Origin of the sequence: Pseudomonas sp. RL (genome assembly GCF_000647775.1) — a bacterium.
Lineage (GTDB): Bacteria > Pseudomonadota > Gammaproteobacteria > Pseudomonadales > Pseudomonadaceae > Serpens > Serpens flexibilis.
Genome location: NZ_JBOY01000001.1, coordinates 21,332 through 47,300, shown reverse-complemented (window position 1 = coordinate 47,300; position 25,969 = coordinate 21,332). Strand labels below are relative to the sequence as shown.

The window sequence follows — 25,969 nt, the reverse complement described above, 5'->3', positions numbered from 1 at the left end:
CGGGCGCCCTATGTCTGCGCGGCCCGTAGGAGCGGCTTCAACCGCGAGCGTCTCCTTGCGCCCCGCACGAACGCATCGCGGCTGCCACCCTACAAGGCCGGAGCAGGCCTCTACGCCGGCACGCTCATGGCCTTGGGCATCCGCGCCCATACCCGGTGCCTGGCGATGGCAGCGAAGTACGAGGCCTGGATGGCCGACAGATCGCTGCCCACCAGCAACCCCTCATCCTCATCCAGGCGCAGCTGCGCAAGCAGGGTCTGCGCCTGGCCGAGGAAGGCCATCGGCTTGAGGTGCTTGTAGGCTTCCAGCAGGTAATGCAGCGCGGTGCCGTCCGCCATCATGGCCTGCATGGCGGCCTCGCCGCCGGGGACCAGCACCGCGTCGAACATGATCGACGGCAATCCAGCCAGCGAACCATCCGGCACCAGGCGGCTGCCATCGCTGCCTTTCACCGGCGCGGCGCTTGGCGCCACCCGCTTGCACACCGCACCTTCGGCTTTCAGCGCAGCCTGGGCGGCGCTGACGGCGGCGGCATCCACGCCGTTGCCGATCAGGATGGCGATCTTGCGCGAGCGGATGTTGCCGGTCAGCAGGTTCATCTGGCTCAGCGCCGGCGACTGCTCCTGGCGGACCTTGGGCAGTTCCACCGTGCCGGCGGCGGGTGGCTGCACGCCGATGTTGGCGGCCACCCGCCGGGCCAGGTCCAGATCGATATTGGCCAGGATCTCGTTGACCTCGCGCTCGCGGATGGCCATGCGCTCCACCTTGGCCAGCTCGAAGCTGTAGGCATCGACGATGTGCGCCTGCTCCACCTCGCTCATGCTCCTCCAGAACAGCCGCGCCTGGGAGAAGTGGTCGCCGAACGATTCGCTGCGGTTGCGGATCTTGTGGCCCTCGATGCGTTCGGGATAGCTCTCGAAACCTCCGCCTGCCGGCCCCGCCGGGGTTTCCTTTGGCCAGCCGGCATCAACGGAGTTGGGTTCGTAGGCCGCGCGCCCCTTGTGTATCTGGTGCTGGTGGTAGGCGTCGCGCTGGTTGTTGTGAAACGGGCAGACCGGGCGGTTGATCGGGATCTGGTGAAAGTTCGGCCCGCCCAGGCGCAGCAACTGGGTGTCGGTGTAGGAAAACAGCCGGCCCTGCAACAGCGGATCGTTGCTGAAGTCGATACCCGGCACGATGTGTCCCGGGTGGAAGGCCGCCTGTTCGGTCTCGGCGAAGAAGTTGTCCGGGTTACGGTTGAGGGTCAGCTTGCCGATCGGCTGCACCGGCACCTGCTCCTCGGGGATGATCTTGGTCGGGTCCAGCAGGTCGAAGTCGAAGCTGTGCTCGTCGGCCTCCTCGACCACCTGCACGCCCAGTTCCCATTCCGGATAGTCGCCGCTTTCGATGTCCTCCCAGAGCTGGCGACGATTGAAGTCCGGATCCTTGCCGGCCAGCTTCTGCGCCTCGTCCCAGAGCAGCGAGTACACCCCCGACAGCGGCCGCCAGTGAAACTTGACGAAGCGGCTGGCGCCCTGGGCATCGATCATGCGGAACGTATGCACCCCGAAGCCCTGCATGGCGCGCAGGGTGGCGGGAATGGCCCGGTCGGACATGGCCCACATCACCATGTGCGCGCTTTCCGGCACCAGCGAGACAAAGTCCCAGAAGGTGTCGTGGGCCGAGGCGCCGGTAGGGATCTCGTTGTGCGGCTCGGGCTTCACCGCATGCACGAAGTCGGGGAACTTGATGGCGTCCTGGATGAAGAACACCGGCATGTTGTTGCCCACCAGGTCGAAGTTGCCTTCCTCGGTGTAGAACTTCACCGCGAAGCCGCGCACGTCGCGCACCGTGTCCGCCGAACCGCGCGGGCCCTGCACGGTGGAAAAGCGCACGAACACCGGGGTGACCTTGGCCGGGTCCTGCAGGAAGGCGGCCTTGGTCAGCTTCGCCTGGGATGCGTAGACCCGGAAGACGCCGTGGGCCGCCGTGCCACGCGCATGCACGATGCGCTCGGGAATGCGCTCGTGGTCGAAGTGCGTGATCTTCTCCCGCATGATGAAGTCTTCGAGCAGGGACGGGCCACGATCCCTGGCCTTCAGGGTGTTCTGGTTGTCAGCGATCTTCACGCCCTGGTTGGAGGTCAGGGCCTGGCCGGTGGCGTCCGAGCGGTAAGGCTCGAGGGCGTCCAGCTTGTCGCTGCTGTTCTGCCGGTCGGTGGTGTCGGTGCCGGCCAGTTCGCTGGGGCCGGTGGGTTGCTGGGCCATGGCTGGTCCCTCCTGGTGGGCGCACGGGTCTGCAAGGGACCGGTGCCGGAATCGGATGTTCCTCGCCGCTTACCAACAGCCTGCGTGGCCCGCACGCCACAATCGGCTAAAATGCGCCACTTTTGCCCGCATGCCAGGGGCACGTCATGCACCCAAAAGGTCCGCACACGTGATCGAGTTCCAGCAAGTCCACAAGACCTACCGCGTCGCCGGCCGCGACGTACCGGCCCTGCAGCCCACCGATCTGGTGGTCGAAACGGGCGAGGTGTTCGGCCTGATCGGCCATTCCGGCGCCGGCAAGAGCACCCTGCTGCGCCTGATCAACCGTCTGGAAAACCCCAGCGGCGGGCGCATCCGGGTCGATGGCGAGGACGTCACTGCGCTGGATGCCGACGGCCTGCGCGCCTTCCGTCGCCGGGTCGGCATGATCTTCCAGCACTTCAACCTGCTCAGCTCGCGCACCGTGGCCGACAACGTGGCCCTGCCGCTGCGCCTGGCCGGCGAGCTGCCCGCCGCCGACATCAACCGCCGCGTGGACGAGCTGCTGCGCCGCGTCGGCCTGCAGGATCACGCCCGCAAGTACCCGGCGCAGCTGTCCGGTGGCCAGAAGCAGCGCGTCGGTATCGCCCGCGCGCTGGCCACCGACCCGAAGATCCTCTTGTGCGACGAGGCGACCAGCGCCCTCGACCCGCAGACCACCGCCCAGGTGCTGCAGCTGCTGGCCGAGATCAACCGCGAGCTGGGTCTGACCATCGTGCTGATCACCCACGAGATGGACGTGATTCGCCGCGTCTGCGACCGCGTGGCGGTGATGGATGCCGGGCGCATCGTCGAGCAGGGCGCGGTGGCCGAGGTGTTCCTGCACCCGCAGCACCCGACCACCCGGCGCTTCGTGCTCGAAGACGAGGCCATCGACGAAGGCGAGCTGCACGAGGACTTCGCCCAGGTGCCGGGGCGCATCCTGCGTCTGACCTTCCAGGGCGAGGCCACCTACAAGCCGCTGCTGGGCACCGTGGCCCGCGAGACGGGGGTGGACTACAGCATCCTGGCCGGGCGCATCGACCGCATCAAGGACACCCCCTACGGCCAGCTGACCCTGGCCCTGACCGGCGGCGACCTGGACGCCGCGCTGAGCCGCCTGCAAGCCGCCGAAGTTCATGTGGAGGTACTGCGCTGATGGACGCCTTCTTCGTCAATATCGACTGGTACGAGATCTGGCTGGCCACCCTGGACACCCTACTGATGCTCGGCGGCTCGCTGCTGTTCACCGTGGTGTTCGGCCTGCCGCTGGGCGTGCTGCTGTTCCTTACCGGGCCGCGGCAGCTGTTCGACAACCGTCCGCTGTATGCGCTGCTGTCGTTCGTGGTCAACGTGCTGCGCTCGCTGCCGTTCATCATCCTGCTGATCGTGATGATCCCCATCACCGTGGTACTCACCGGCACCTCGCTGGGCGTGGCCGGCGCCATTCCGCCGCTGGTGGTGGGCACCACGCCATTCTTCGCGCGCCTAGTGGAAACCGCGTTGCGCGAGGTGGATCGCGGCATCATCGAGGCCACCCAGGCCATGGGCGCCAGCACCCGGCAGATCATCGTCAGCGCCCTGCTGCCGGAGGCGCGACCGGGCATCATCGCCGCCGTCACCGTCACCGCCATTACCCTGGTGTCCTACACCGCGATGGCCGGCGTAGTCGGCGCCGGCGGCCTGGGCGACCTGGCCATCCGCTTCGGCTATCAGCGCTTCCAGACCGACGTGATGGTGGTGACCGTGGTGTTGTTGCTGGTTCTGGTGCAGATTCTGCAATCTGTCGGCGACCACCTGGTGGTGCATTTTTCCCGCAAGTGAACCCTTGCGGCGACCGTGTCGTCGGAGCCGCGTCCGTTATCCGTAAAGGAGTTACACCATGAAGAAACTGCTTGCCGTCTTCGCCGCCGTCGCGGCCTTTTCCGCCCAGGCGGCGGAAACCCTGACCGTGGCGGCCACCGCCGTGCCGCATGCCGAGCTGCTGGAATTCGTGAAGCCACAGCTGGCCAAGGAAGGTGTGACCCTGAACATCAAGGTGTTCACCGATTACGTGCAGCCCAACGTGCAGGTGGCCGAGAAGCGCCTGGACGCCAACTTCTTCCAGCACCAGCCGTACCTGGACGAGTTCAACAAGAGCCGTGGCACCCGGCTGGTCAGCGTGGCCGGCGTGCACGTCGAGCCGTTCGGCGCCTACTCGCACAAGATCAACGACATCGAAGACCTGCCCAGCGGCGCCAACGTGGTGATCCCCAACGACGCCACCAACGGCGGCCGCGCCCTGCTGCTGCTGGCCAAGGCGGGCATCATCACGCTGAAGCCGGAAGCCGGCATCACCGCCACCCCGCGCGACATCGCCGACAATCCCAAGCGCATCCGCGTGCGCGAACTGGAAGCCGCCACCCTGCCGCGCGTGCTGAACCAGGTGGACCTGGCGCTGATCAACACCAACTACGCCCTGGAAGCCGGCCTCAACCCGGCCGAGGATGCGCTGGTCATCGAGGGCAGTGAGTCGCCCTACGTGAATATCCTGGTCAGCCGCGAGGACAACAAGGACAGCCCGGCCATGCAGAAACTGGCCAAGGCCCTACATAGCGACGCGGTGAAGCAGTTCATTGCCGAGAAGTACCAGGGCGCCGTGGTGCCGGCGTTCTAACATCGCCCGCAGCCCTGACAAAGCCCGCCCCGTGCGGGCTTTGTTGTGTTTGGGGAGCGCGCCCCAGCCAGCGCCAGGCCACCCAGCCAGCGCCGAGCAGGTAGAGCACCCCGCCTGGCACCCACATCAGCAGACCGGCCAGTTGCTGGTCGGCCAGGCTGCGCGCATCGCCATAGAAAGACACCGGCGCGAAGGTCAGCAGGGCGCCGAGCAGGCCGGTGTGCATCAGGGTCAGCAGCACCGCCAGCAGCGCCTGGGGTGCCTGGCGAGGCGGGGCGCGCAGCACCGCCCACCAGAACAGCCAGGCGCTGAGCAGGAAACAGGCATGCTCGATGGCGTGCCACCAGAGGTTGTCCAGCGCCAGCTGATACAGCCGTGGCACGTGCCAGACCCAGATCACCGCGCCGTGCAGCAGCGCCAGGGCCCCCGGATGCCGGGCGCTGCGCAGCAACGGGTTCCACAGCGGCTGTCCCGCGCGACCGAGCACGCTGCGCCATTGCGGCAGCGGCCGGGCCAGCGCCGCGAGCGGACCGATCACCAGGATGAACAGCATGTGCTGGGTCATGTGCCAGGCGGCGCTGCGTTGTGCCCAGTCGTCCAGCGGCCCGAAGATGGCCACGACGGCCAGCAGCAGCGCCAGGTGGAAGCAGGCCGCGTCCGCCGGCCGGGGCGGCACCCGGCGGCAGCCGCGCAGATAGAGCGCCCAGGCCGCCAGCATCAGCAGGCCGGTCAGCCACAGGGGCAGGCGCTCAACCAGTCCATGGTCGAACAGCCCGTGCGCCGCCGCCGGCAGCGGCAGCCACACCAGCAGCCCGAGCATCAGGCGCACGGCGGCAGGCCCAGCAACGTCAGGCCGATGAAGACCGTGGCCGCAGCCCCTACCAGATGCACGCCGGCGGCCAGGCGCAGCACGAAACGCTGCGGCGAGCCGGCGGCGGCGGAGCGCCAGCTGAACAGCGCCAGTCCCAGCAGCAGCAGCACGGTCAGCCCGGTAAACACCCCTAGCACGGCGTTCAGCCAAGTGGCCGCCCCGTCTGCCGGCGCTGGCGGCGCGAGGGCGCAGCCCAGCCCCTGGCCGGCATACAGCGCCACGAACCACAGGCTCCAGATCACCAGCCCGAGGATGCTGTGCAGCGGATGCTCGCGCAGGCGACTCATGACCCGTTCCCCCAGCCCAGCGGGAAGAGCACGATGGCCAGGTAGCTGATCCACAGCACGCCCAGGTTGTAGAGCCACAGCTGCGCCACCACCCGGGGTTCGTACGACTGGCGCGCGCTGACGTAACCCAGCCGCGCGCGCCAGGCCTGCAGGGCGGTGAGGATGGTCGCCAGGGCGCAATGGATCAGGCTGTAGAGCAGCATCACCAGCACCACCGCATCCAGTGCGCGGGCCCGCGGCTGCAGTTCGGCGGCCTGCAGCGCGCCGAGCAGCAGCGTCACTTGCAGCAGCCCCAGCAAGGTGAGCAGCAGAAAATGGATGCCGAGGCGCGCCTCGCTGCCCCGCCGCAACCGACGCAACAGTCCGCCCAGATACAAGGTGCCGACCGTGAGCAGCAGGGCGCTGCCAAGCAGCCAGCCCGCGCCGACTTTCACCGTGGTCGGCCCGGCAACGGGCGTAACGATGCCCAGGTAGAACCAGCCGAACAGCAGCGACAGGTACAGGGCGCCATCGGCCACCAGGGTGACCGCCATGCCCCACAGCCCAGGGCCGTCATGGGTCTGCCAGTGCAGCGGCGGCTGGTTCGCCTGCACGGTCAGATTCGCCCCGGGGCTCAGCAACGGGCCATTGCGCCAGGACCAGTGCAGCAGCACCAGCAGGATCACACCGCTCAGTCCCAGCGCCAGGCCGTACTGCTTGAGCAGCAGGCTCAGACACAGGCCGGCCAACAGCAGCGCGGCAATCAGCGGTATCCAGGTGTTGCCGGGCAGCTGGGTGATGTCGCGCACCCGTCCGCTCAGCGCCTCCACGCCCCAGGTGTCGCGACGGCCATGGTCGATTTCCACCAGGGCATGCTCGCCGCGGGCGATGCCCTGCGGCAGGTCGGGCTCGCGCCACAGCGGATGGCGGTTGTTCACGTCGGGCAGGCTGAGGAAGTTGTAGGAGGCCGGCGGATAGTCCGTGGCCCATTCCAGCGTATCGGCCTGCCAGGGATTCACGCCCGCCGGCCTGCCGAAGCGCACATGCAGCAGCAGGTCGAGCAGGCAGGTGGCCACCCCGGCGGCCATCACAAAGCTGCCGATGGACGACACCAGGTTCGGCCAGTCCCAGCCCAGGCCGGTGTCGTAGGTGTAGACGCGCCGGGGCATGCCCAGCAGGCCGGTCCAGTGCATCACCAGGAAGGTCAGGTTGAAGCCGATGAACACCAGCCAGAAGCCCCAGCGGCCGAGGCGTTCCGATGGCAGCCGGCCGGAGAAGTGCGGCAGCCAGTAGTAGAGCCCGGCCATCAGCGGGAAGAACATGCCGCCGACCAGCACGTAGTGCATGTGTGCCACCACGAAATGGGTGTCGTGCACCTGCCAGTCGAAGGGCACCAGCGCCAGCATCACCCCGGTCAGCCCGCCGGCCACGAACACGATCAGGAAGCCCACCAGCCAGAGCATCGGCACCTGGTAGCGCGGCGTGCCCAGCCACAGGGTGGTCAGCCAGGCGAACACCTGCACCCCGGTGGGAATCGCCACCAGCATGCTGGCGGCGGAGAAGAAGGCCAGCGCCAGCTGCGGAATGCCCACGGTGAACATGTGGTGCACCCACAGGCCGAAGCTGATGAAGCCGGTGGCTAGCACGCTGAGCACCACCCAGCGGTAGCCGACCAGCGGCCGACCGCAGAACACCGGCAGCAACGTGGAGACGATGCCCGCCCCCGGGAGGAAGATGATGTACACCTCGGGATGGCCGAACAGCCAGAACAGGTGCTGCCAGAGCAGCGGATCGCCGCCGCGGCCGGGATCGAAGAACGGCAGCCCGGCGGCGCGCTCCAGCTCCAGCAGGATGCTGCCGAGGATCAGCGGCGGGAAGCCGACCACGATCATCCCGGCCATGACCAGGATGTACCAGGCGTAGATCGGCATCTGATGCAGGGCCATGCCGCGCGCCCGCACCCGCAGGATCGACACCACCAGCTCGACGCCGGCGCTGACCGCGGAAATTTCCACGAAGGTGACGCCCAGCAGCCAGAAATCCGAGTTCATGCCCGGCGTATGCGCGGCGCTGGACAGTGGCGTGTACATGAACCAGCCGGCCTTGGGGGCGATCTCCAGCACCAGGCTGGCGGTGAGGATGATGCCGCCGAACAGGTAGCACCAGTAGCCCAGCGCCGACAGGCGCGGGAAGGCCAGGTCGCGGGCGCCGAGCATCTTGGGGATCAGGTAGACCGCCAGACCCTCCATCATCGGCACGGCGAACAGGAACATCATCACCGTGCCGTGCATGGTGAACACCTGGTTGTACAGGTCCGGCTCCAGCAGCACGTAACCGGGCACGGCCAGCTGAGCGCGGATCAGCATCGCCAGCAGGCCGCCAATCAGGAAGAACACCGCGCCGGTGATCAGGAAGCGGCGGCCGATGGCGGTGTGGTTGACGACGGTCAGCGCCCGCCAGCCCGACGGGCTGCCCCACACCCGTTCGAACTGCGCGTGCAGACGGGCCGGATCCGGATGCGACGAGCGACGTTTCATGGCGCGAGTCCCTCCAGCCAGGCCGCCAGGGCGTCCAGCGTCGTATCGTCCACGTCATCGTGGTTCGGCATGCCGTTGCCAGGCTTGAGGCGCTGGTGCTCGCGCAGCCAGCGGCGCAGGCCGGCGGCATCGTTGGCGATCACACCCGCGCCGAGGGTGGGGCGCGAGGCCAGGTCGGTCAGGTCGGGCCCGCGCCGTCCGTCAGACACGCCGGCGACCCGATGACAGAGCGCGCAACGGCTGGCGAACAGCTCGCCGGCGGCACCCGGCGCCGGTGCAATGGCCGCGCGCTGTGTCCGCGCCTGTAGCCACACGTCGAAGCGCTCGGGAGGCAGGGCCTCGACGTGCAGGATCATGTGCGCATGCTGGGTGCCGCAGAACTCGGCGCACTGGCCGCGAAACACCCCCTCGCGATCGGCCTGCAGGCGCACCCGATGCCGGCGCCCCGGCGTCATGTCCAGTTTGCCGCCCAGGCGCGGCACCCAGAACGCGTGGATCACGTCGGCACTGCTCACCTCGATATCCACGGGCACGCCGACCGGCAGGATGAGTTGGTTGGCGGTCACCACGTCGCCCTGCGGATAGCGCACTTCCCACCACCATTGATGGCCGGTGATTTCCAGGCGAAGCGGTGCCTCGCTCAGCGGCAGCATCCCGCGGGCGGCGTTGACGCCGTAGAACAGCAGCGCGCTGACGCTCAGCGTGGGCAACAGCAACCCGCCGCCGATCAGCAGGCGGCGCTGGATACGCCGTGCCTGCGGCTGCGGATACTGGCGCGGCGCCCGGAACAGCGCGTACAGCCAGAGCACACTGACCAGCAGCAGCACCAGCCCGGCCACGCTGCTCATCACCCACCAGAGGCGCGCCAGCTCGCGGGCCGTGGCGCTGGCCGGGTCGAGCGCTGACTGCGGACCCTGGCAGCCGGCCAGCAGGGGAACTGCCAGCGCCAGCGCTGTCCACTCAAGGACAGGCGACACGGATGACTTCCCATGCCCCGCGAAACCCCCGAGGTGATCCCCAGCAACGCCGCCATCGCCGGCCACCCGTTGCACCCGATGATGATCCACTTCCCGGTGGCCGCCCTGCTCGGGCTGGTGGCCACCGACCTGGCGTTCCTCTGGACGCTGGACCCCTTCTGGTGGCGCGCCGGTCTGTGGCTGTCCGGCGTCGGCACGTTCGGCGGCTGGATCGCCAGCACCGCCGGACTGGTGGACCTGCTCAGCGTGCCGCTGATCCGCCGCAAGATCACTGCCTGGTGCCACGCCCTGCTGGCGGTGATGATGCTGTCGCTCGCCTCGCTGAACTGGGTGCTGCGCGTCGGCAGCGAGGCGGCCGACACGGTTGTGCTCTGGGGTCTCGTCCTGTCGTTGCTGACGGCCGGGCTGATCGGCCTGGCGGCCTTTCTCGGCGGCCGCCTGGTTTACGAGCACGCGGTGGCCGTGGTGGCACAGGAATAGGCTCATGCCGGCCCCCACTGCGGCTTGGCCAGCACCAGCCAGAGGGTGATACCGACCAGCGCCGCCGCCAGCGCTCCCAGGGCAGAGCATTCCAGTGACAGCGCGCGCTCCGGCTGGCGCTCCAGGCGCAGCACCAGCACACCACACAGGGCGTGACACAGCGCCATGCCCGACACCGCCGCGAGTTTCAGTATCAGCCAGCCGGCCCACTGCCCGGCGACCAGGAACAACAGGGTTCCGGAGCCGATGGCCAGTAACGCAGCGGGTGTCGCGAACAGGGTGAAGACCACACGCACCGGGTAATCGGTTTCAGGATGCAGCCGGGAATGCGCGCCCTGAGCGCTGCTGGCAATCAGCGCCGGCAGGTAGAGCAGGCTGCCGCACCAGCACAGCAGGGCGGCGAAGTGCAGCAATTTGAGCCACGGCATCCGGGTCCCTCCAGAACAATGCCCGTGCGATGCCGGGCGGCGGGTTCTGGATGTGTGACCCGGGACGGGCCGAACTGTTCAGCTCAGGGCTGGCTGGCCAGCAGCGCGGGCAGGGCCTCGGCCAGTTTCTGCACCTTCAGCGGGGCGCGGATGAAGCCCTGCTGGCGACCATCCGGGCCGAGCAGGGCCAGGTTGCCGCTGTGGTCGACGGTGTAGTTGGGCAGGCTTTCGTTGCCGGGGATAAAGGGAATGCCCACCCGCCCGGACAGCGCCTGGATTTGGTCCAGCTCGCCGGTCAGCCCGCGGAAGCCGGCATCGAAGAACCCCAGGTACTGCTTGAGTTGCTCGGGCGTGTCGCGGGCCGGATCGACCGTGACCATCACCACCTGCAGGCGCTGGCGGTCTTCCTCGCTCAGCAGGCCTTGCAGCTGACGCAGTTCGGCCAGCGTGGTCGGGCAGATGTCCGGGCAGAAGGTGTAGCCGAAGAACAGCAGCGTCCAGCGGCCGGTCAGGGCGTCCACCGCCTGCGACTGGCCATCCTGGTTGGTGAGGGTCAGCGCCGGCAGCTCCCGGCTCTGCGGCAGCTGCACGATGCCGGCGTCCAGCAGCCGCGCGGGGTCCAGCTGGTTCGGGCGATTGAGGGCCTTGTAGACGGTCAGCCCCATCACCAGGGCAACCACGGCGACGAGGGCGATTACGGTTGTATGCGTTCGGGTCATGGGATCAACGGCAGGTAATGGTCCACCAGCAGAGCGATGAACAGCAGGAAAAGGTAGGCGATAGAGTACTTGAACGTGCCGATGGCCGCCTGAGGCCGGCTGTCACGGTACAGCACCCAGGCCCAGTAGAGGAACCGCCCACCCAGCAGCAGGGCGCAGATCAGGTAGGGCAGTCCGCTCATGCGGATGACGAAGGGCAACAGGCTGACCGCCAGGAGGATCAGCGTATAGAGCAGGATATGCACCTTGGTGTACTGCTCGCCATGGGTCACCGGCAGCATGGGAATGTCGGCCCGGGCGTACTCGGCCTTGCGGTGGATGGCCAGCGCCCAGAAGTGCGGCGGGGTCCAGGCGAAGATGATCAGCATCAGCAGCAGCGGCTCGGCGCCCAGGTGGCCGCTGACCGCTACCCAGCCCAGCAGCGGCGGCGCCGCCCCGGCCAGCCCGCCGATGACGATGTTCTGCGGGGTGGCGCGCTTGAGAAACCCGGTGTAGATCGCCGCATAGCCAATCAACGAGGCCAGGGTCAGCCAGGCGGTGAGGGGGTTGGTGAAGGCCAGCAGCAGCAGTTGCCCGGCCAATGCCAGCAGCAACGCGAACACCAGGGCCGCCACGGGCGAGACGCGGCCGCTGGTCACCGGGCGCCGCCGGGTACGCGCCATCAGCCCGTCGATGTGTCGGTCCACCACATGGTTCACCGTGGCGGCCGCGCCGGCGCACAGGGCGATGCCCAGGTTGCCGAACAGCAGCACCGTCCAGGGCACCCCGACGCGGGTGGCCAGGAACATACCCACCAGCGAGGTGATCAGCATCAGCAGCACCACCCGGGGCTTGGTCAGCTCCAGGTAATCGCGCCAGCTGGCCGGGGGGTGCGGTTCAACGCGCTGCAGGCTGGTCATGGCAAGGCTCCTTCCCGGGCGGGTTCGAATCGTTTCGGCAGCGGCCGCACCAGCAGCACGCCGGCCGGGCGGCGCAGGCGGAAATGGACCAGCACGACCGCCAGCAACAGCAGCGCGCCGCCCGCGTTATGGGCCAACGCCAGGTGCAGCGGCAGGTGCAGCAGCACATTGGCGACACCCAGCGCCAGCTGGGCGCCCAGCGCCAGCAGTAACAAAAGGGCCAGCCCGCCCAGGCCGGCTACCCACAGGCGCCAGGCCAGCAGCAGCCCGACCAGCGCCACCAGCAGGGCACCCAGCCGATGGGTCATATGAATGGCGGTACGTGCGGCACCATCCAACTGGCCGCCGAGGTAGTTCGGCCCCTTTTCCTGGGCGACGCGGAAGCCGTTGTGGAAGTCCATCGCCGGCCACCATTGGCCCTGGCAGGTCGGTAGGTCGACACAGGCCATGGCTGCGTAGTTAGCGCTGACCCAGCCACCCAGGGTGATCTGACCGACCACCAGCAGCAGCGTCAGCCAGGCCAGCAGGCGCAGCGAAACGGGCGCGGCCGGCAGGGCGGGCAGCCGACCGGACAGCCGCAGACTGAGCAGGAACAGCAGCGCCAGCGTTGCGAAACCCCCGAGCAGGTGCGCCACCACCACCTGGGGCCAGAGCTTGAGGGTCACCGTCCACATGCCGAAGGCCGCCTGCAGGATCACCAGGCCCAGCAGCAGGATCGGCAAGCGCAGCGGCTGCCCCGAGCGCGAGCGCCACTGGATGGCACGCAGCGCCAGGATCAGGATTACCAGGCCCAACAGGCCGGCCACGTAACGGTGGACCATCTCGTTCCAGCCCTTGTCGATCTCCAGCGGTGCGTCGGGGAAACGCAAGGCCGCCACCTCCTGGGCCCGCTCGCTCATCGGCACGCTGAGGAAGCCATAGCAGCCAGGCCAATCCGGGCAGCCGAGTCCCGCATGGGTCAGGCGCGTGTAGGCGCCGAGCATGACCACCACCGCCGCCAGCAGGGTAGCGAAGATGGCCAGGGCGAATCCGGGTCGACTCATGGCTTCCTCCTTGAAGCGCTAGCCCAGGCGCGACAGCTTGAGCAGATGGCGCAGGTCGTCGAGCACCGCCTTGCCGGCAACGCCCTGTGGATAACTCAGCACCAGATTGCCGAGCGGATCGACGATCCACAGCCGGGCGCCGGGGCTGAACCGGCCATAGCGTGTCGCATCCAGCACCAGCTGCCGGAGCTGTGGATATTCACGCGCCAGTTGGTCGGCATACGCTGCATCCAGGCTGCCACCCAGCGCCAGGGCATGGCTGGCGCGTCCCGCCTCGCGACCAAGGCCGATATGGATCTGCCGCGCCAGATAAACCAGTTCGCGGCACGCGACCGGACATTCGCCGGCGTCGGTCACCAGCAACTGCCAGCCCGCACGCTCGGCCCCGGCGACGCCCAGATCGGCCAGGGTCTGGCCGCCGCCGTGCAGTTGGCCGTGAAAGGTGCGGGCTTCCGGCACCCAGAAACGCCACTGGTACATGGCAGTGGCCAGCACCATGGGGCCAATCACCACCAGCAGTATGAGCAACAGCTGCAGGCGGCCACGCCCCACTGGCCGAGCCTGCTGTTCAAGGTGCAGCGATTGATGCATGACGAGCCTCCCGTGCCCGATGAATCCCGAGGTGGATGAACAGCGCCAGCAACGCTGCGGCCAGGCCGAACCATTGCACCGCGTAGCCCTGATGTTTCTGGGGCGCCATGGACACGCTGGGCCAGTTGGGGATCAGCGCCGCCGGTCCCGGCTCGAGTCGCAGTTCCAGCAGCACGCCGGGGCGACGCAGTTCCTGCCAGATCGCCGGCGGGTCCAGGCGGTTGACCAGTCGCGGCCAGCCCGTGGCGTTGCCCACCGCCAGCAGGCTGCGACCCGGCGGAACATAGGCCCAGGCGGTAAGTTGCAGCTCGCCGCTCGGCGTGTCGAAGCGCGGCGGCACGCGCCGGTCCGGCCAGGGCAGCCAGCCCCGATTCACCAGTACCCAGCGCCCGCTGGGGTGGTCCATGAACGGCTGCACCAGCTCCACACCCACCTGGCCCTGCTGCACGCGGTTGTCGAGCAGCAGGCTGTGGGCGGCATCGAAGCGGCCACGCAAACGGACTCGCACGAACGCCGGCTCGGGCTCGGACAATAGCGTTTGCACCGGGACCGGCGGCGCCACGCGCCGCTGCGCCTCGGCCGCCAGGATCTGGCGTTTCTCCTCGGCCCGCGACAGTTGCCAGTAGCCCAGGCTGCACAGCACCGGCAGCAGCATCAGCACCACCAGGCTCGGCAACCAGCCGGGCCGAAAGCGGGGCCCGGGCTGTCTATACTGCTTCCCCACTTCACCTCCCCATGGAGTTGCGCGTGCTCAAGGCAGCGATTCTCCTGCTCTTGCTGGCCATCCTGACGAGCCTCTTTTCCGCCCTGTACTTCATGCTCAGAGACACGGGCCGCTCGAATCGCATGGTCTATGCGCTCTATGCCCGGGTCGCGCTCTCCGCACTGGCCCTGGCGCTGATCGCCTGGGGTTTCTACAGCGGCCAGCTTCAAAGCACGTAAACGAACACGAACAGGCAGATCCACACCACATCCACGAAGTGCCAGTACCAGGCCGCCGCCTCGAAACCGAAATGATCGTCGGCGGTGAAATGCCCGCGCAGCACGCGGACGAACATCACGCTGAGCATGATGGCGCCAATGGTCACGTGGGCGCCGTGAAAGCCGGTGAGCATGAAGAAGGTGGCGCCGTAGATGCCCGAGCCCAGCGTCAGGCCCAGCTCGGTATAGGCGTGGATGTATTCCTCGGCCTGCAGTACCAGGAAGGCAAAGCCCAGCAACAGGGTCAGCCCCAGCCACAGCTTGAGCGGCCCGCGCTGGCCACGGCGCAGGGCGTGATGGGCGAAGGTCAGGGTGAAACTGGAGGTGACCAGCAGGAGGGTGTTGATCAGCGGCAGCCCCCACGGGCCGATCACCTCGCTGGGGCCCGGGAACACCTTGGGATCGGGGTTCTGCAGCAACGGCCAGCTGTACTCGAAGCCAGGCCAGAGCATGTTGCTGATGCCCTTGTCGCCTTCGCCACCGAGCCAGGGGCCGACCCAGTAGCGGATGTAGAACAGCGCGCCGAAGAAGGCGGCGAAGAACATCACCTCCGAGAAGATGAACCAGCTCATGCCCCAGCGGAACGAGCGGTCCATCTGCGCGCTGTACAGCCCGGCGCGGTTCTCGCGAACCACCGAACCGAACCAGCCGAAGAACATCCAGATCAGCAGCAGCACGCCGATGAAGAAGATCAGCGGCCCGCTGGCGCTGTCGCGTTCGGCGGACAGGTCGTTGAACCAGTGGCCCAGCCCGGTGACAGTCACCAGCAGGCCGATGCAGGCGATGATCGGCCACTGGCTCTGGGCGGGGACGTAGTACGGCTCGTGCGGTTGTGTGGCCATCGAAGTCTCCTATCCGTCCTGGGGCTGGCGGCCCGTGATGTCGAACAGCGTGTAGCCGAGGGTCAGGTGATGGACATCGCGCGGCAGGTCGCGGTCGACGATGAAGCGCACCGGCATTTCGATCTGCTCGCCCGGCTGCAGCACCTGCTGGGTGAAACAGAAACATTCGGTCTTGTGGAACCAGGCGGCGGCCCGCGCCGGCGCCACACTGGGCACGGCCTGGGCGGTCATCGGTCGGTCGGTGGGATTGCGCGCCACGAAACGCACCTCGTGGCTGGCCCCGGGATGCACCCGCACCTCCGCCTGCAGCGGCTCGAACGTCCAGGCCATGCCCTCGGCATTGGTGGCCAGGAACTGCACCCGCACCGTGCGGCTGTCATCGACCTGCTGCGTGCCCTGGTACTGTCCGGCGGTCTTGCCGTTGATGCCGAAGGCCTGGCACATCACGTCGTACAGGGGCACCAGGGCAAAGCCGAAGCCGAACATCACCGCCACCAGCAGCAGCAGGCGAGTCACCAGGCGCGCGGTACTGGTCATTTCACCTCCGGCGGCACCTGAAAGGTGTGGTAGGGCGCCGGTGACGGCACACTCCATTCCAGCCCCTCCGCACCGTCCCAGGGCTTGGCGGGGGCTGGACGGCCACCACGAATGCACTTGATGACGATGAACAGGAACAGCAGCTGGGTAGCGCCGAACAGGAAGGCGCCAATGCTCGACACCAGGTTGAAGTTGGCGAACATCAGGTTGTAGTCGGGGATACGGCGTGGCATGCCGGCCAGGCCGAGGAAGTGCATGGGGAAGAAGGCCAGGTTCATGCCCACGAAGGACAGCCAGAAGTGCAGCCTGGCCAGGGTCTCGTCGTACATGTGCCCGGTCCACTTGGGCAGCCAGTAGTATGCCGAGGCGAAGATGCCGAAGATGGCGCCCGGCACCAGCACATAGTGAAAGTGGGCAACCACGAAGTAGGTGTCGTGGTACTGGAAGTCAGCCGGGGCGATGGCCAGCATCAGGCCGGAGAAGCCGCCGATGGTGAACAGGATGACGAAGGCCACGGCGAACAGCATCGGCGCCTCGAAAGTCAGCGAGCCCTGCCACATGGTGCTCACCCAGTTGAACACCTTCACCCCGGTGGGCACGGCGATCAGCATGGTGGCGTACATGAAGAACAGCTCGCCGGTGAGCGGAATGCCCACGGTGAACATGTGGTGGGACCAGACCAGGAACGACAGGAAGGCGATGGCGCCGGTGGCGTAGACCATCGAGGTGTAGCCGAACAGCGGCTTGCGGCTGAAGGCCGGGATGATCGCGCTGATCGCGCCGAAGGCCGGCAGGATCATGATGTACACCTCGGGGTGCCCGAAGAACCAGAATACGTGCTGGAACAGCACGGGATCGCCACCGCCCGCGGCGCTGAAGAAGCTGGTGCCGAAGTGGATGTCCATCAGCATCATGGTCACCACCCCGGCCAGCACCGGCATCACGGCGATCAGCAGGAACGCGGTGATCAGCCAGGTCCAGACGAACAGCGGCATCTTCATCAGTGTCATGCCCGGCGCACGCAGGTTGAGCACCGTGGCGATCACGTTGATGGCGCCCATGATCGAGCTGATGCCCATCAGGTGGATGGCGAAGATGAAGAAGGTCACCGATTCCGGTGCATAGGTGGTGGACAACGGCGCATAGAAGGTCCAGCCGAAGTTCGGCCCGCCGCCCTCCATGAACAGGGTGCTGACCAGCAGGCCGAAGGCCGCCGGCAGCAGCCAGAAGCTGAAGTTGTTCATGCGCGGCAGGGCCATGTCCGGCGCACCGATCATCAGCGGGATCATCCAGTTGGCCAGACCGACGAAGGCCGGCATCACCGCGCCGAACACCATGATCAGGCCGTGCATGGTGGTCATCTGGTTGAAGAACTCTGGCTGCACGATCTGCAGGCCCGGCTGGAACAGCTCGGCGCGGATCACCATGGCCATGCTGCCGCCCAGCAGGAACGCGCAGAAGCTGAACCACAGGTAGAGCGTGCCGATGTCCTTGTGGTTGGTGGTCAGTACCCAGCGCATCAGGCCCTTGGCGGGGCCGTGGTGGTCATGCACGGCATGACCGTGGTCGATCACTGCATCGCTCATGTCCGTCATGTCCTCATTCCTGGGCCTGTTTGAAGGCCAGCACGTCCTGCGGGGTCAGCATGTCGCCGACGCTGTTGCCGAGCGCGTTGCGCTCGTAGGTCACCACGGCGGCGATGTCCACCTCCGACAGCTGGCGGCCGAAGGCGGCCATGGCGGTGCCCGGCTTGCCGTTGAAGACGATGTTCAGGTGCCCGTCCAGCGGACCGGTGGTGAGCGGTGAGCCCTTGAGCGCCGGGAACATGGGCGGCAGACCCTCGCCATTGGCCTGGTGGCAGGCCGAGCAGTAGGTCTGATAGACCTGCTGGCCGCGTTCGACCAGCTCCTCGCGGGTCCACTCCTTGCTGGTCAGTTCCTTGAGCTGCGCCGCCTCGGCCTTGCGTTCGGCCAACCAGGCGGCGTAGTCCTCCCGGCTCTTGGCTTCCACCACCACCGGCATGAAACCGTGGTCCTTGCCACAGAGTTCAGTGCACTGGCCGCGGTAGATGCCGGGCTCCTCGATGCGTGTCCAGGATTCGTTGATGAAGCCCGGGATGGCGTCCTTCTTCACCGCCAGCGCCGGCACCCACCAGGAGTGAATGACATCGGCCGCGGTGATCAGGAAGCGCACCTTGGCGCCGACCGGCACCACCAGCGGGTTGTCCACCTCCAGCAGATAGTGCTCGCCCTTGGGCGCCAGGTTGTTCATCTGCTCGCGGGAGGTGGTGAGGTTGCTGAAGAACTCGACGTCTTCGCCCAGGTACTTGTAGTGCCACTTCCACTGGTAGCCGGTGACCTGGATGTCCACATCGGACTCGGACGTGTCGTAGATGTCGATCAGCGTGCGGGTAGCCGGCACCGCCATGCCGATGAGGATCAGCAGCGGAATGACCGTCCACAGCACCTCGACGCGGGTGTTTTCGTGAAAATGCGCCGGCTGCTGGCCGGTTGAGCGACGGTGGATGATCATCGACCAGATCATCACGCTGAACACCAGCACACCGATGATCACGCAGATCCAGAAGATGGTCATGTGCAGGTCGAACACCGAGCGGCTGACCTCGGTGGCGCCCCGATGCATGTTGACGTCCCAGGCCCCCTGGGCCGACGAGTGAAGCACCCCAACCAGCAGACCCATCCAGAGTCGTGGATGTCGCATCATTGCGCTCCCCTATCGTTCTTGTTATCTGCCGACAGGACCGGAGGGCCGGGACGAGACTGCTGACTTCGCCGCGCTGGCCTCAGGCCGGTCGGGAGTACGTCGTTCGCCTCGGAGTATAGACAGAGCGCGGAAGGCGCCAGGGGAGCCGACCGCCGGCGACCGGCGGTCGTGGCGGCCAGGAGGGCCGCCGGCAGGATCAGCCGCGGGAGAAGCGCGCGCGCGGCGTGGCCATCGGCACCACGTCGCCGTCGAGCGGCAGGAAGCTGCCCCGCTCGGCGTCGTACGCCAGGATGGCGCTGCTCTCGATGTCGTACACCCAGCCATGGATGAACAGCTGGCCGCTGGCCAGGCGCGCCGCCACCGAGGGGTGGGTGCGCAGGTGGTCGAGCTGGGCGACGACGTTTTCCTCGGTGAGCACCTGCAGCGTGTCATGATGACCGCAGCCGCAGTTCTCCTCGACCACACGCAGCGCCACTTCGGAATGACGCAGCCAGGCCTTTACGGTCGGCATGCGCTCCAGGCTCTGCGGATCGAGTACCGCCTTCATGGCGCCGCAGTCGGAATGGCCGCAAACGATGATGTGCTGCACACCCAGGGCCAGAACGGCATATTCGATGGCGGTGGAAACGCCGCCCATCATCTGCCCGTAGGGCGGCACCACGTTACCGACATTGCGTGAAACGAACAGGTCGCCGGGGGAACTCTGGGTGATAAGTTCCGGCACGATGCGCGAGTCGGCGCAGGTGATGAACATCGCCTGCGGATTCTGCGCCGTGGCCAGCGCCTTGAAGAGTTCCTCCTGTTGCGGAAACACTTCCTGTCGGAAACGCCGGAAGCCACTGACGATGCTGTTCAGGGCCTCTTCGGCACTCTCGCTGCCGGTACGAACCTGGATCGGGATGGCCTTGTGCTTGTACGGCATTTCTTCAAACCTCGGTTCTAGAACGGATTTTGCACTGCAAGACGAGCCGCCGACCCTGCAGAGTCACAGGCTGTCGTCGGCCCCTGAACTATACGCCCGAATTGTCGATAACGAGGGTGAAGGTCAACCGCAGTCTCGATGCGCCAACTAAGGTTTTGCATGAAGCGTATTCCAGGAGCCGCCATGAACCTGTCTTCCATGCGCGCGATCATCCACCAGGCTCAACTGGAGGAGCAGCGCAGCGGGCGTCTGGCTCGCCTGCTCGGCAATCGCCTGCCGCAGCTGCATCCCTCCATTCGCCTGCCGCTGGAAAACGGCTCGCAGAGCCTGCTGCAGTTCGTCAGCGCTTACATCGAGCAGGTGCCCGACCTGCTGGAGGCCGCCGCCCGGGTGGCCGGTGAAACCGGGCTGCAGGCCCACATCGACCCGCTGCTGCGGGTCGCCGAGGAGTTTTTCCAGGCGCCCCGGCATGCCGAGGCGGGGCTGGCAGCGCTGCTGGACGACGCCTATCTGGCGCAGCGGCTGATCGAGGAGGTCAACGACCGCTACCTGGTGCAGCTCGGCCGACCCTTGATCCCCCTCGACAACACCACCGCCAACCTGATCGCCCATCAGCTGATCGGCGAGCCCTACGCCAACTCGCTGGACCAGGCGATCTTCGAGACGGTGGACGGCCTGCTCGATCCGGCGCGCATGACCAGCGAGGAGCGCCAGACCTGCCGCGCCTGCCTGGAAGATGAAGAAACCCGCCAGGCCTGGCAGCAGTGGCCGTGCCTGAGCCGCCAGCTGGGCATGGAATTGCGCCTGGGCAGTCTCTGATCACCAGAGCGCCAGTTGCGCGCCCGGCGGCGCGAAGCGCTGGCAATCCAGCCCGCGCAGTTCCCGCCGGTTCAGGCCCAGGCGTTTGCAGGCAACCTGGAAACGCCGCGCCAGCAGGTCCGCGAACGGCCCTTCGCCACGCATGCGAAGGCCAAAGCGGCTGTCGTAATTCGCTCCGCCCCGGCACTGGCGCACCAGGCTCATCACATGCTCGGCGCGCTGCGGGAAATGCGCCCGCAGCCAGTCCTCGAACAGCTCGGCAATCTCCAGTGGCAGGCGCAGCAGCACATAGCCGGCGCTTTGGGCGCCGGCGTCGCGGGCGGCCTTCAGCAGCTGTTCCAGTTCGGCATCGTTGACCATCGGAATCATCGGCGCGCACAGCACCGACACCGGCACCCCGACGGCATGCAGCTCGCGCAGGCAGCGCAACCGCGCGGCGGGCGAGGCCGCGCGCGGCTCCATGATGCGCTTGAGCTCGTTGTCCAGCGTGGTCAGGCTGATGGCCACGCTGACCAGGTTCTGCGCGGCCAACTGCTCCAGCAGATCGAGGTCGCGCAGGATCAGCGCGCTCTTGGTAATCAGGTGCACGGGGTGGCGATAACGCAGCAGGATTTCCAGCGCCTGGCGGGTCAGGCGCTGCTCGCGCTCGATGGGCTGATAGGCGTCGGTGTTCACCCCCAGGGCGATCGGCGCCGGCAGGTAGCCGGGCCTGCTCAGCTGTTCCTCCAGGCGCTCGGCCAGATTGGTCTTGGCGATCAGCCGGGTCTCGAAATCCAGCCCCGGCGACAGGTCCCAGTAGGCATGGCTGGGACGGGCGAAACAGTAGATGCAGCCGTGCTCGCAGCCGCGATAGGGGTTGAGGGAGCGATCGAAGCCGACATCCGGCGAGCGGTTGCGGGTGATGACACTTTTTGCCAGCTCCTGACGCACTTCGGTGGCCCGGCTCGGCGGCACCTCCTGATGCCAGCCGTCATCGAAGGCTTCGCAACGGGTCGGCGCATAGCGATTGTCAGGATTGTCGGTGGTGCCACGGCCGCGTGGCGGTGGAGATACGGTCATTGAAACTCCGGATACTGTTTTTATATACAGTATCCGGAGTTTTAGCTTTGGCATAAGCCGTTCGGCGGACGTTTCTACCGCCTCACGTCTCGGCGCCGAGCCCCACCTCGTCACCCTCCGGCCGCCGCGCATAACGCTGGGCCAGCACCGCGCAGACCATCAGCTGGATCTGGTGGAAGATCATCAGCGGCAGGATCAGCGTGCCGACGGCCCCCCCGGCGAACAGCACCTGGGCCATGGGGATACCGGTCGCCATGCTCTTCTTCGAGCCGCCGAACAGCAGGGTGATGCGGTCCTCCTGGTTCAGCCCCACGCGCCGGCCGATGAACTCGACCAGCACCAGCACCAAGGCCAGGAACAGCGTGCAGACCAGCGTCAACACCAGCAGACGGGCCAGCGGGATCTGTTCCCAGAGCCCGCCGATCACCGCCGCGCTGAAGGCGGTGTAGACCACCAACAGGATCGAGCCCTGATCCACCCGGCGCAGCCAGTTGCTGTTGCGCGCCACCCAGCCACCGATCAGCGGGCGGGCCAGCTGACCGGCGACGAAGGGCACCAGCAACTGCAGCACGATCGCGCCGATGGCGTCCAGGGTCGAGCCGCTTTCGCCCTCCACGCCCATCAGCAGCATGACCAGCAGCGGGGTGAGGAAGATGCCCAGCAGGCTGGAGGCCGCCGCGCTGCAGATGGCCGCCGGAATGTTGCCGCGCGCCAGCGAGGTGAAGGCGATGGCCGATTGCACGGTGGCCGGCAGCGCGCAGAGGTAGAGCATGCCCAGGTACAGTTCGTTGCCCAGCAGCGGATACAGCAGCGGCTTGAGCGCCAGGCCGAGCAGCGGGAACAGCACGAAGGTGCAGGCGAAGATCAGCAGGTGCAGGCGCCAGTGGGTGGCGCCCGCGATGATCGCATCGCGCGACAGCTTGGCGCCGTGCATGAAGAACAGCAGGCCGATGGCCAGGCTGGTGATCCAGGCGAAGGCCACTGCGCCCTGGCCGCTGGCCGGCAGGACGGTGGCCAGCAGCACCACGCCAATCAGGATCTGGGTGTAGGCATCGGGCAGGAAACGGGTCAGTGCCATTTGGAGTTCTCGTGGTTGTCGGCAGGTGGAGGCGGACACTACCCTGTTCGCCGACGACCGACTAACGCCAATGAGCCCGCCAATGTCGCCAAACGGACAGGAACAGTCCCTGAATCCCAGCATGGCCGCGCTTTCCAGCCTGCCACGCCCGCTCTACGGGCGCGTCGAATCGCTGGCCAACCTGGCGCTCGCCTACCGCCACAGCCACCCGTGGGCGCAGCTCTCCTACGCCAGCCAGGGCGTGCTGGAGGTGCAAACGGCGGCCGGCCGTTTCATTGCCCCGCCCCAGCGCGCGGTGTGGGTGCCGGCGGGCATGCCGCACCGGGTGTACCGCTCGCCGCACACGGAAATGCGCAGCCTGTACCTGGATGGTTCCATCACCACCTGGGCGCCGCCCGGCTGCCGGGTGCTGGAGGTCAGCCCGCTGCTGCGCGAGCTGATCCGCACTTTCAGCCTGCTGCCGGAAGCCTACGACGAAGACGGTGCGGACGGCCGGCTGGCGCAGGTGTTGCTCGACCAGTTGGCCGCCGCTCGCGAGGTGGATCTGATGCTGCCGCTGCCCCACGACAGCCGCCTGCGTCCGCTGTGCCGCAGCCTGCAGGCCCATCCGGAACGACAAACCACCCTCGGCGACTGGAGCCAGCGTCTGGGCCTGTCGGAAAAGACCCTGAGCCGGCTGTTCCAGCGCGAGACCGGCCTGAGCTTCCGGGCCTGGCGCCAGCGCCTGCGCCTGCTCGGCGCGCTGGCGCCGCTGGAGCGCGGCGAACGGGTCACCGACGTGGCGCTGGCCTGCGGCTACGACTCCACCTCGGCGTTCATCGCCGCCTTTCGCCAGCAGTTCGGCTGCACGCCGGGGGAGTTCTTTCGCGAATAGAACGCCCGGGGCCTTATTCCGACTTCTTCAGCTTCGGGTTGGGGAAAAACTGCATGGCCTGGCCGCTCTGCGGTTTGGCCGCCGCTGGCTTGGCCTGGTTGACCCGCGTGCCGAGCTCCTTGGGTACCGAAATACCCTGCTCGTTGAGGGTGTCGGCGTAGTCGCAGGCCACGCATTCGCGGTGCGGCACGCCGTCGATGTCCCACATCTTGATGGTGTCCTGGGCTTCGCAGGCCGGGCACACGGCGCCGGCGATGAAACGCTTCTTCACTTCACTCATGCTGCATTCTCCGTCAGACCGCTGTGGCGCAGCAGCGCGTCAATGGCCGGCTCGCGGCCACGAAAATCCACGAACAACTGCATCGGCGCCTGGGAGCCGCCGCGCGCCAGGACGGCGTCGCGGAAGGCGCGACCGGTTTCCGGATTGAGCACGCCTTCTTCCTCGAAGCGTGAGAAGGCGTCGGCGGACAGCACCTCGGCCCACTTGTAGCTGTAGTAGCCGGCCGCGTAGCCGCCGGCGAAGATGTGGGCGAAGCCGTTGGCGAAGCGGTTCCACTGCGGCGGACGCATCACCGCCACCTCGTCGCGTACCGCCTCGAGCACCTCCAGCACGCTGCGGCCGTCGCCGTGGGTCGCATGCAGCTCGAAGTCGAAGATCGAGAATTCCAGCTGGCGCAGCATCATCAGCCCGGACTGGAAGTTCTTCGCCGCCAGCATCTTGTCCAGCAGCTCCCGGGGCAGCGGCTCGCCACTCTGGTAGTGGGCGGAAATCAGCGCCAGGCCTTCCGGCTCCCAGCACCAGTTCTCCATGAACTGGCTGGGCAGCTCGACGGCATCCCAGGCCACGCCGTTGATGCCAGAAGCACCGGCATGTTCGACGCGGGTCAGCAGGTGGTGCAGGCCATGGCCAAACTCGTGGAACAGGGTGGTCACTTCATCGTGGGTCAGCAGCGCCGGCTTGCCAGTAGTCGCCGGGGTGAAGTTGCACACCAGGTAGGCGACCGGCGAGACCAGCCGGCCATCGGCGGTACGGCGCTTGTCGCGCGCGCCATCCATCCACGCGCCGCCGCGCTTGTTGGCCCGGGCGTAGAGGTCGAAATAGAAGCGGCCGATCTGCTCGCCGTGCTCGCGGATCTCAAAAAGGCGCACGTCCGCGTGCCAGCGCTCAAAGTCATGCAGCTCGTTGATCTCGATGCCGTAGAGCTTCTGCACGATGGTGAACAGGCCGGACAGCACCTTGTCGATCGGGAACCACTCGCGCACGGTTTCCTGGGACAGGTCGTAGCGCGCCTGGCGCAGCTTCTCGGCGAAGTAGCCGGTGTCCCAGCTCTGCAGGTCGTCCACGCCGCGCTCGGCGGCGAAGGCGCGCAATTCTTCCAGATCGCGCCGGGCGAACGGCTTGCTGCGCACCGCCAGGTCGCGCAGGAAGCTCAGCACCTGCTCGGTGGAGTCGGCCATCTTGGTGGCCAGCGACAGCTCGGCGAAATGCGCGAAGCCCAGCAGGCGAGCCAGCTCCTGGCGCAGGTCGAGGATTTCCACCATCAGCGGGCCGTTGTCATGCTGGCCGGCGTTCGGACCCTGGTCGGAGGCGCGGGTGCTGTAGGCGGTGTAGACCTCCTGGCGCAGGGCGCGGTTGTCGGCGTAGGTCATCACCGCGTAGTAGCTGGGGAATTCCAGGGTGATCAGCCAGCCGTCCAGCTCCTTGGCCTCGGCGGCCTGTTTCATCTGCGCGCGGGCCGACTCCGGCAGGCCGGCCAGTTCGTTCTCGTCGGTGAGCAGCTTGGTCCAGGCCTGGGTGGCATCCAGCAGCTGGTTGGAGAAGCGGCTGGTCAGGTCGGACAGGCGCTGCTGGATCTCGCCGTAGCGCTTCTGCTGCTCGGCCGGCAGGTCGATGCCGGACAGGCGGAAGTCGCGCAGGCTGTGTTCGAGGATGGTCTTCTGTGCCACGTCGAAGGTGGCGGCCTCGGTGCTCTGCGCCAGCGCACTGTAGGCCTCGAACAGCGCGCGGTTCTGCCCCAGCTCGGTGTAGTACGCGGAGAGCTTCGGCAGGCAGGCCTGGTAGGCGTCGCGCAGTTCCGGGCTGTTGCACACCGCGTTGAGGTGGCTGACCGGGCTCCAGGCCTGGCCGAGGCGCGCGCCCAGCTCGTCGAGGGCCTGCACCAGGCCGCTCCAGCTCGGGTTCTGGCGCTGGCTGTCGAGCAGGCGCTCGATCGCCGCGCGGTTGTCGGCAAGGATCTGGTCGATCGCCGGTTCGACATGCTCGGGTCGAATGGCGGAGAAGGGCGGCAGGTCGAAATCCTGCAGGAGGGGATTGCTGGTCACTGCGTTCTTACCTGTGGAGGAAGTGATGTGGGACAGGGTAGGCAACGTCCACTTGCCCGGCATCTTAATTACAATCGCCC

27 protein-coding genes are annotated in these 25,969 nt (G+C 67.2%); 7 read left to right on the top strand and 20 right to left on the bottom strand.

Annotation, left to right across the window (positions count from 1 at the left end; genetic code table 11):
• Positions 1-110: 110 nt before the first annotated feature.
• Entirely contained in the window at positions 111-2,303 is a 2,193-nt protein-coding gene (gene katE, locus AS93_RS0100245; protein ID WP_256214651.1) for a catalase HPII, read from the bottom strand.
• 112 nt (positions 2,304-2,415) lie between these two features.
• On the opposite strand from katE, the gene AS93_RS0100240 reads away from it, so the two are divergent.
• From AS93_RS0100240 to AS93_RS0100230, 3 genes are read left to right on the top strand one after another with little or no spacing between them, the layout of a single operon-like run.
• Positions 2,416-3,423: a methionine ABC transporter ATP-binding protein gene (locus AS93_RS0100240; protein ID WP_027588702.1), complete on the top strand. Its 1,008-nt coding sequence runs from the start codon at positions 2,416-2,418 to the stop codon at positions 3,421-3,423.
• Positions 3,423-4,088, top strand: a complete 666-nt coding sequence (locus tag AS93_RS0100235) for a methionine ABC transporter permease (protein ID WP_027588701.1) — start codon at positions 3,423-3,425, stop codon at positions 4,086-4,088. The genes AS93_RS0100240 and AS93_RS0100235 overlap by 1 nt, the downstream gene beginning before the upstream one ends.
• A 58-nt stretch (positions 4,089-4,146) precedes the next feature.
• On the top strand, positions 4,147-4,920 hold the full coding sequence (locus tag AS93_RS0100230; RefSeq protein WP_027588700.1) for a MetQ/NlpA family ABC transporter substrate-binding protein: 774 nt from the start codon (positions 4,147-4,149) through the stop codon (positions 4,918-4,920).
• On the opposite strand, the gene AS93_RS18470 is transcribed toward AS93_RS0100230, so the two are convergent.
• The 4 genes from AS93_RS18470 to coxB (AS93_RS20470) are packed head-to-tail and all read right to left on the bottom strand — an operon-like array spanning position 4,877 to position 9,526.
• On the bottom strand, positions 4,877-5,740 hold the full coding sequence (locus AS93_RS18470) for a cytochrome c oxidase assembly protein (RefSeq protein WP_081798173.1): 864 nt from the start codon (positions 5,738-5,740) through the stop codon (positions 4,877-4,879). The two genes, AS93_RS0100230 and AS93_RS18470, sit on opposite strands and share 44 nt — an antisense overlap.
• Complete coding sequence (locus AS93_RS0100220; RefSeq protein WP_027588699.1) at positions 5,740-6,078, bottom strand: hypothetical protein; 339 nt, start codon at positions 6,076-6,078, stop codon at positions 5,740-5,742. The genes AS93_RS18470 and AS93_RS0100220 overlap by 1 nt, the downstream gene beginning before the upstream one ends.
• Positions 6,075-8,594: a cytochrome c oxidase subunit I gene (gene ctaD / locus AS93_RS0100215; protein ID WP_027588698.1), complete on the bottom strand. Its 2,520-nt coding sequence runs from the start codon at positions 8,592-8,594 to the stop codon at positions 6,075-6,077. The genes AS93_RS0100220 and ctaD (AS93_RS0100215) overlap by 4 nt, the downstream gene beginning before the upstream one ends.
• On the bottom strand, positions 8,591-9,526 hold the full coding sequence (coxB, locus tag AS93_RS20470; RefSeq protein WP_037008256.1) for a cytochrome c oxidase subunit II: 936 nt from the start codon (positions 9,524-9,526) through the stop codon (positions 8,591-8,593). Before coxB (AS93_RS20470) ends, ctaD (AS93_RS0100215) begins: the two co-directional genes overlap by 4 nt.
• Before the next feature lie 57 nt (positions 9,527-9,583).
• On the opposite strand from coxB (AS93_RS20470), the gene AS93_RS20465 reads away from it, so the two are divergent.
• Positions 9,584-10,051 (top strand): DUF2231 domain-containing protein, encoded by a 468-nt coding sequence (locus AS93_RS20465; RefSeq protein WP_027588696.1) that lies wholly within the window; start codon positions 9,584-9,586, stop codon positions 10,049-10,051.
• A gap of 2 nt (positions 10,052-10,053) precedes the next feature.
• Here the strand turns inward: AS93_RS20465 and AS93_RS0100200 are convergent, their stop codons facing one another.
• From AS93_RS0100200 to AS93_RS0100175, 6 genes are all read right to left on the bottom strand, one after another.
• Positions 10,054-10,479, bottom strand: a complete 426-nt coding sequence (locus tag AS93_RS0100200) for a CopD family protein (RefSeq protein ID WP_027588695.1) — start codon at positions 10,477-10,479, stop codon at positions 10,054-10,056.
• An 83-nt stretch (positions 10,480-10,562) separates the two neighbouring features.
• A complete protein-coding gene (locus AS93_RS0100195) occupies positions 10,563-11,198 on the bottom strand; it encodes an SCO family protein (RefSeq protein ID WP_027588694.1) in 636 nt (211 codons plus the stop codon).
• Entirely contained in the window at positions 11,195-12,097 is a 903-nt protein-coding gene (gene cyoE, locus AS93_RS0100190) for a heme o synthase (RefSeq protein ID WP_037008234.1), read from the bottom strand. The genes AS93_RS0100195 and cyoE overlap by 4 nt, the downstream gene beginning before the upstream one ends.
• The gene (locus AS93_RS0100185; RefSeq protein WP_027588692.1) at positions 12,094-13,140 is read right to left on the bottom strand and encodes a COX15/CtaA family protein; all 1,047 of its coding nucleotides are present in this window, start codon (positions 13,138-13,140) and stop codon (positions 12,094-12,096) included. The genes cyoE and AS93_RS0100185 overlap by 4 nt, the downstream gene beginning before the upstream one ends.
• Before the next feature lie 18 nt (positions 13,141-13,158).
• Entirely contained in the window at positions 13,159-13,731 is a 573-nt protein-coding gene (locus AS93_RS0100180; RefSeq protein ID WP_027588691.1) for a hypothetical protein, read from the bottom strand.
• The gene (locus AS93_RS0100175) at positions 13,709-14,386 is read right to left on the bottom strand and encodes an SURF1 family protein (protein WP_051587288.1); all 678 of its coding nucleotides are present in this window, start codon (positions 14,384-14,386) and stop codon (positions 13,709-13,711) included. The genes AS93_RS0100180 and AS93_RS0100175 overlap by 23 nt, the downstream gene beginning before the upstream one ends.
• Positions 14,387-14,478: 92 nt before the next feature.
• Between AS93_RS0100175 and AS93_RS0100170 the strand changes: the two genes are divergently transcribed.
• Positions 14,479-14,673 carry a twin transmembrane helix small protein gene (locus tag AS93_RS0100170; RefSeq protein WP_027588689.1) on the top strand — a complete coding sequence of 65 codons (195 nt, stop codon included), beginning with the start codon at positions 14,479-14,481 and terminating at the stop codon, positions 14,671-14,673.
• Here AS93_RS0100170 and AS93_RS0100165 read toward each other — a convergent pair.
• The 5 genes from AS93_RS0100165 to AS93_RS0100145 all read right to left on the bottom strand — a co-directional run bounded on the left by AS93_RS0100165 (position 14,661) and on the right by AS93_RS0100145 (position 19,737).
• A complete protein-coding gene (locus tag AS93_RS0100165) occupies positions 14,661-15,554 on the bottom strand; it encodes a cytochrome c oxidase subunit 3 (RefSeq protein WP_027588688.1) in 894 nt (297 codons plus the stop codon). The genes AS93_RS0100170 and AS93_RS0100165 overlap by 13 nt on opposite strands.
• A 9-nt stretch (positions 15,555-15,563) precedes the next feature.
• Positions 15,564-16,091 carry a cytochrome c oxidase assembly protein gene (locus AS93_RS0100160; RefSeq protein WP_027588687.1) on the bottom strand — a complete coding sequence of 176 codons (528 nt, stop codon included), beginning with the start codon at positions 16,089-16,091 and terminating at the stop codon, positions 15,564-15,566.
• Positions 16,088-17,677, bottom strand: a complete 1,590-nt coding sequence (gene ctaD / locus AS93_RS0100155) for a cytochrome c oxidase subunit I (RefSeq protein WP_027588686.1) — start codon at positions 17,675-17,677, stop codon at positions 16,088-16,090. The genes AS93_RS0100160 and ctaD (AS93_RS0100155) overlap by 4 nt, the downstream gene beginning before the upstream one ends.
• A gap of 13 nt (positions 17,678-17,690) precedes the next feature.
• On the bottom strand, positions 17,691-18,815 hold the full coding sequence (gene coxB / locus AS93_RS0100150; protein ID WP_027588685.1) for a cytochrome c oxidase subunit II: 1,125 nt from the start codon (positions 18,813-18,815) through the stop codon (positions 17,691-17,693).
• Positions 18,816-19,011: 196 nt separating this feature from the next.
• On the bottom strand, positions 19,012-19,737 hold the full coding sequence (locus AS93_RS0100145; RefSeq protein ID WP_027588684.1) for a carbonic anhydrase: 726 nt from the start codon (positions 19,735-19,737) through the stop codon (positions 19,012-19,014).
• Between the two features lie 183 nt (positions 19,738-19,920).
• On the opposite strand from AS93_RS0100145, the gene AS93_RS0100140 reads away from it, so the two are divergent.
• On the top strand, positions 19,921-20,556 hold the full coding sequence (locus AS93_RS0100140) for a hypothetical protein (RefSeq protein WP_027588683.1): 636 nt from the start codon (positions 19,921-19,923) through the stop codon (positions 20,554-20,556).
• Here the strand turns inward: AS93_RS0100140 and AS93_RS0100135 are convergent, their stop codons facing one another.
• Positions 20,557-21,615, bottom strand: coding sequence for a PA0069 family radical SAM protein (locus AS93_RS0100135; RefSeq protein WP_027588682.1), 1,059 nt, complete (start codon positions 21,613-21,615; stop codon positions 20,557-20,559).
• A gap of 82 nt (positions 21,616-21,697) precedes the next feature.
• Positions 21,698-22,693, bottom strand: coding sequence for a bile acid:sodium symporter family protein (locus AS93_RS0100130; RefSeq protein ID WP_027588681.1), 996 nt, complete (start codon positions 22,691-22,693; stop codon positions 21,698-21,700).
• A gap of 82 nt (positions 22,694-22,775) precedes the next feature.
• Here AS93_RS0100130 and AS93_RS0100125 point away from each other — a divergent pair, with 82 nt between their 5' ends.
• Complete coding sequence (locus AS93_RS0100125) at positions 22,776-23,567, top strand: helix-turn-helix transcriptional regulator (RefSeq protein WP_027588680.1); 792 nt, start codon at positions 22,776-22,778, stop codon at positions 23,565-23,567.
• 13 nt (positions 23,568-23,580) lie between these two features.
• Here AS93_RS0100125 and AS93_RS0100120 read toward each other — a convergent pair whose 3' ends face one another.
• Together AS93_RS0100120 and prlC are read right to left on the bottom strand one after the other, a co-directional pair.
• Positions 23,581-23,847 (bottom strand): YheV family putative zinc ribbon protein, encoded by a 267-nt coding sequence (locus AS93_RS0100120; protein WP_027588679.1) that lies wholly within the window; start codon positions 23,845-23,847, stop codon positions 23,581-23,583.
• Positions 23,844-25,889: an oligopeptidase A gene (gene prlC, locus AS93_RS0100115; RefSeq protein ID WP_027588678.1), complete on the bottom strand. Its 2,046-nt coding sequence runs from the start codon at positions 25,887-25,889 to the stop codon at positions 23,844-23,846. The genes AS93_RS0100120 and prlC overlap by 4 nt, the downstream gene beginning before the upstream one ends.
• Between the last annotated feature and the right edge of the window lie 80 nt (positions 25,890-25,969).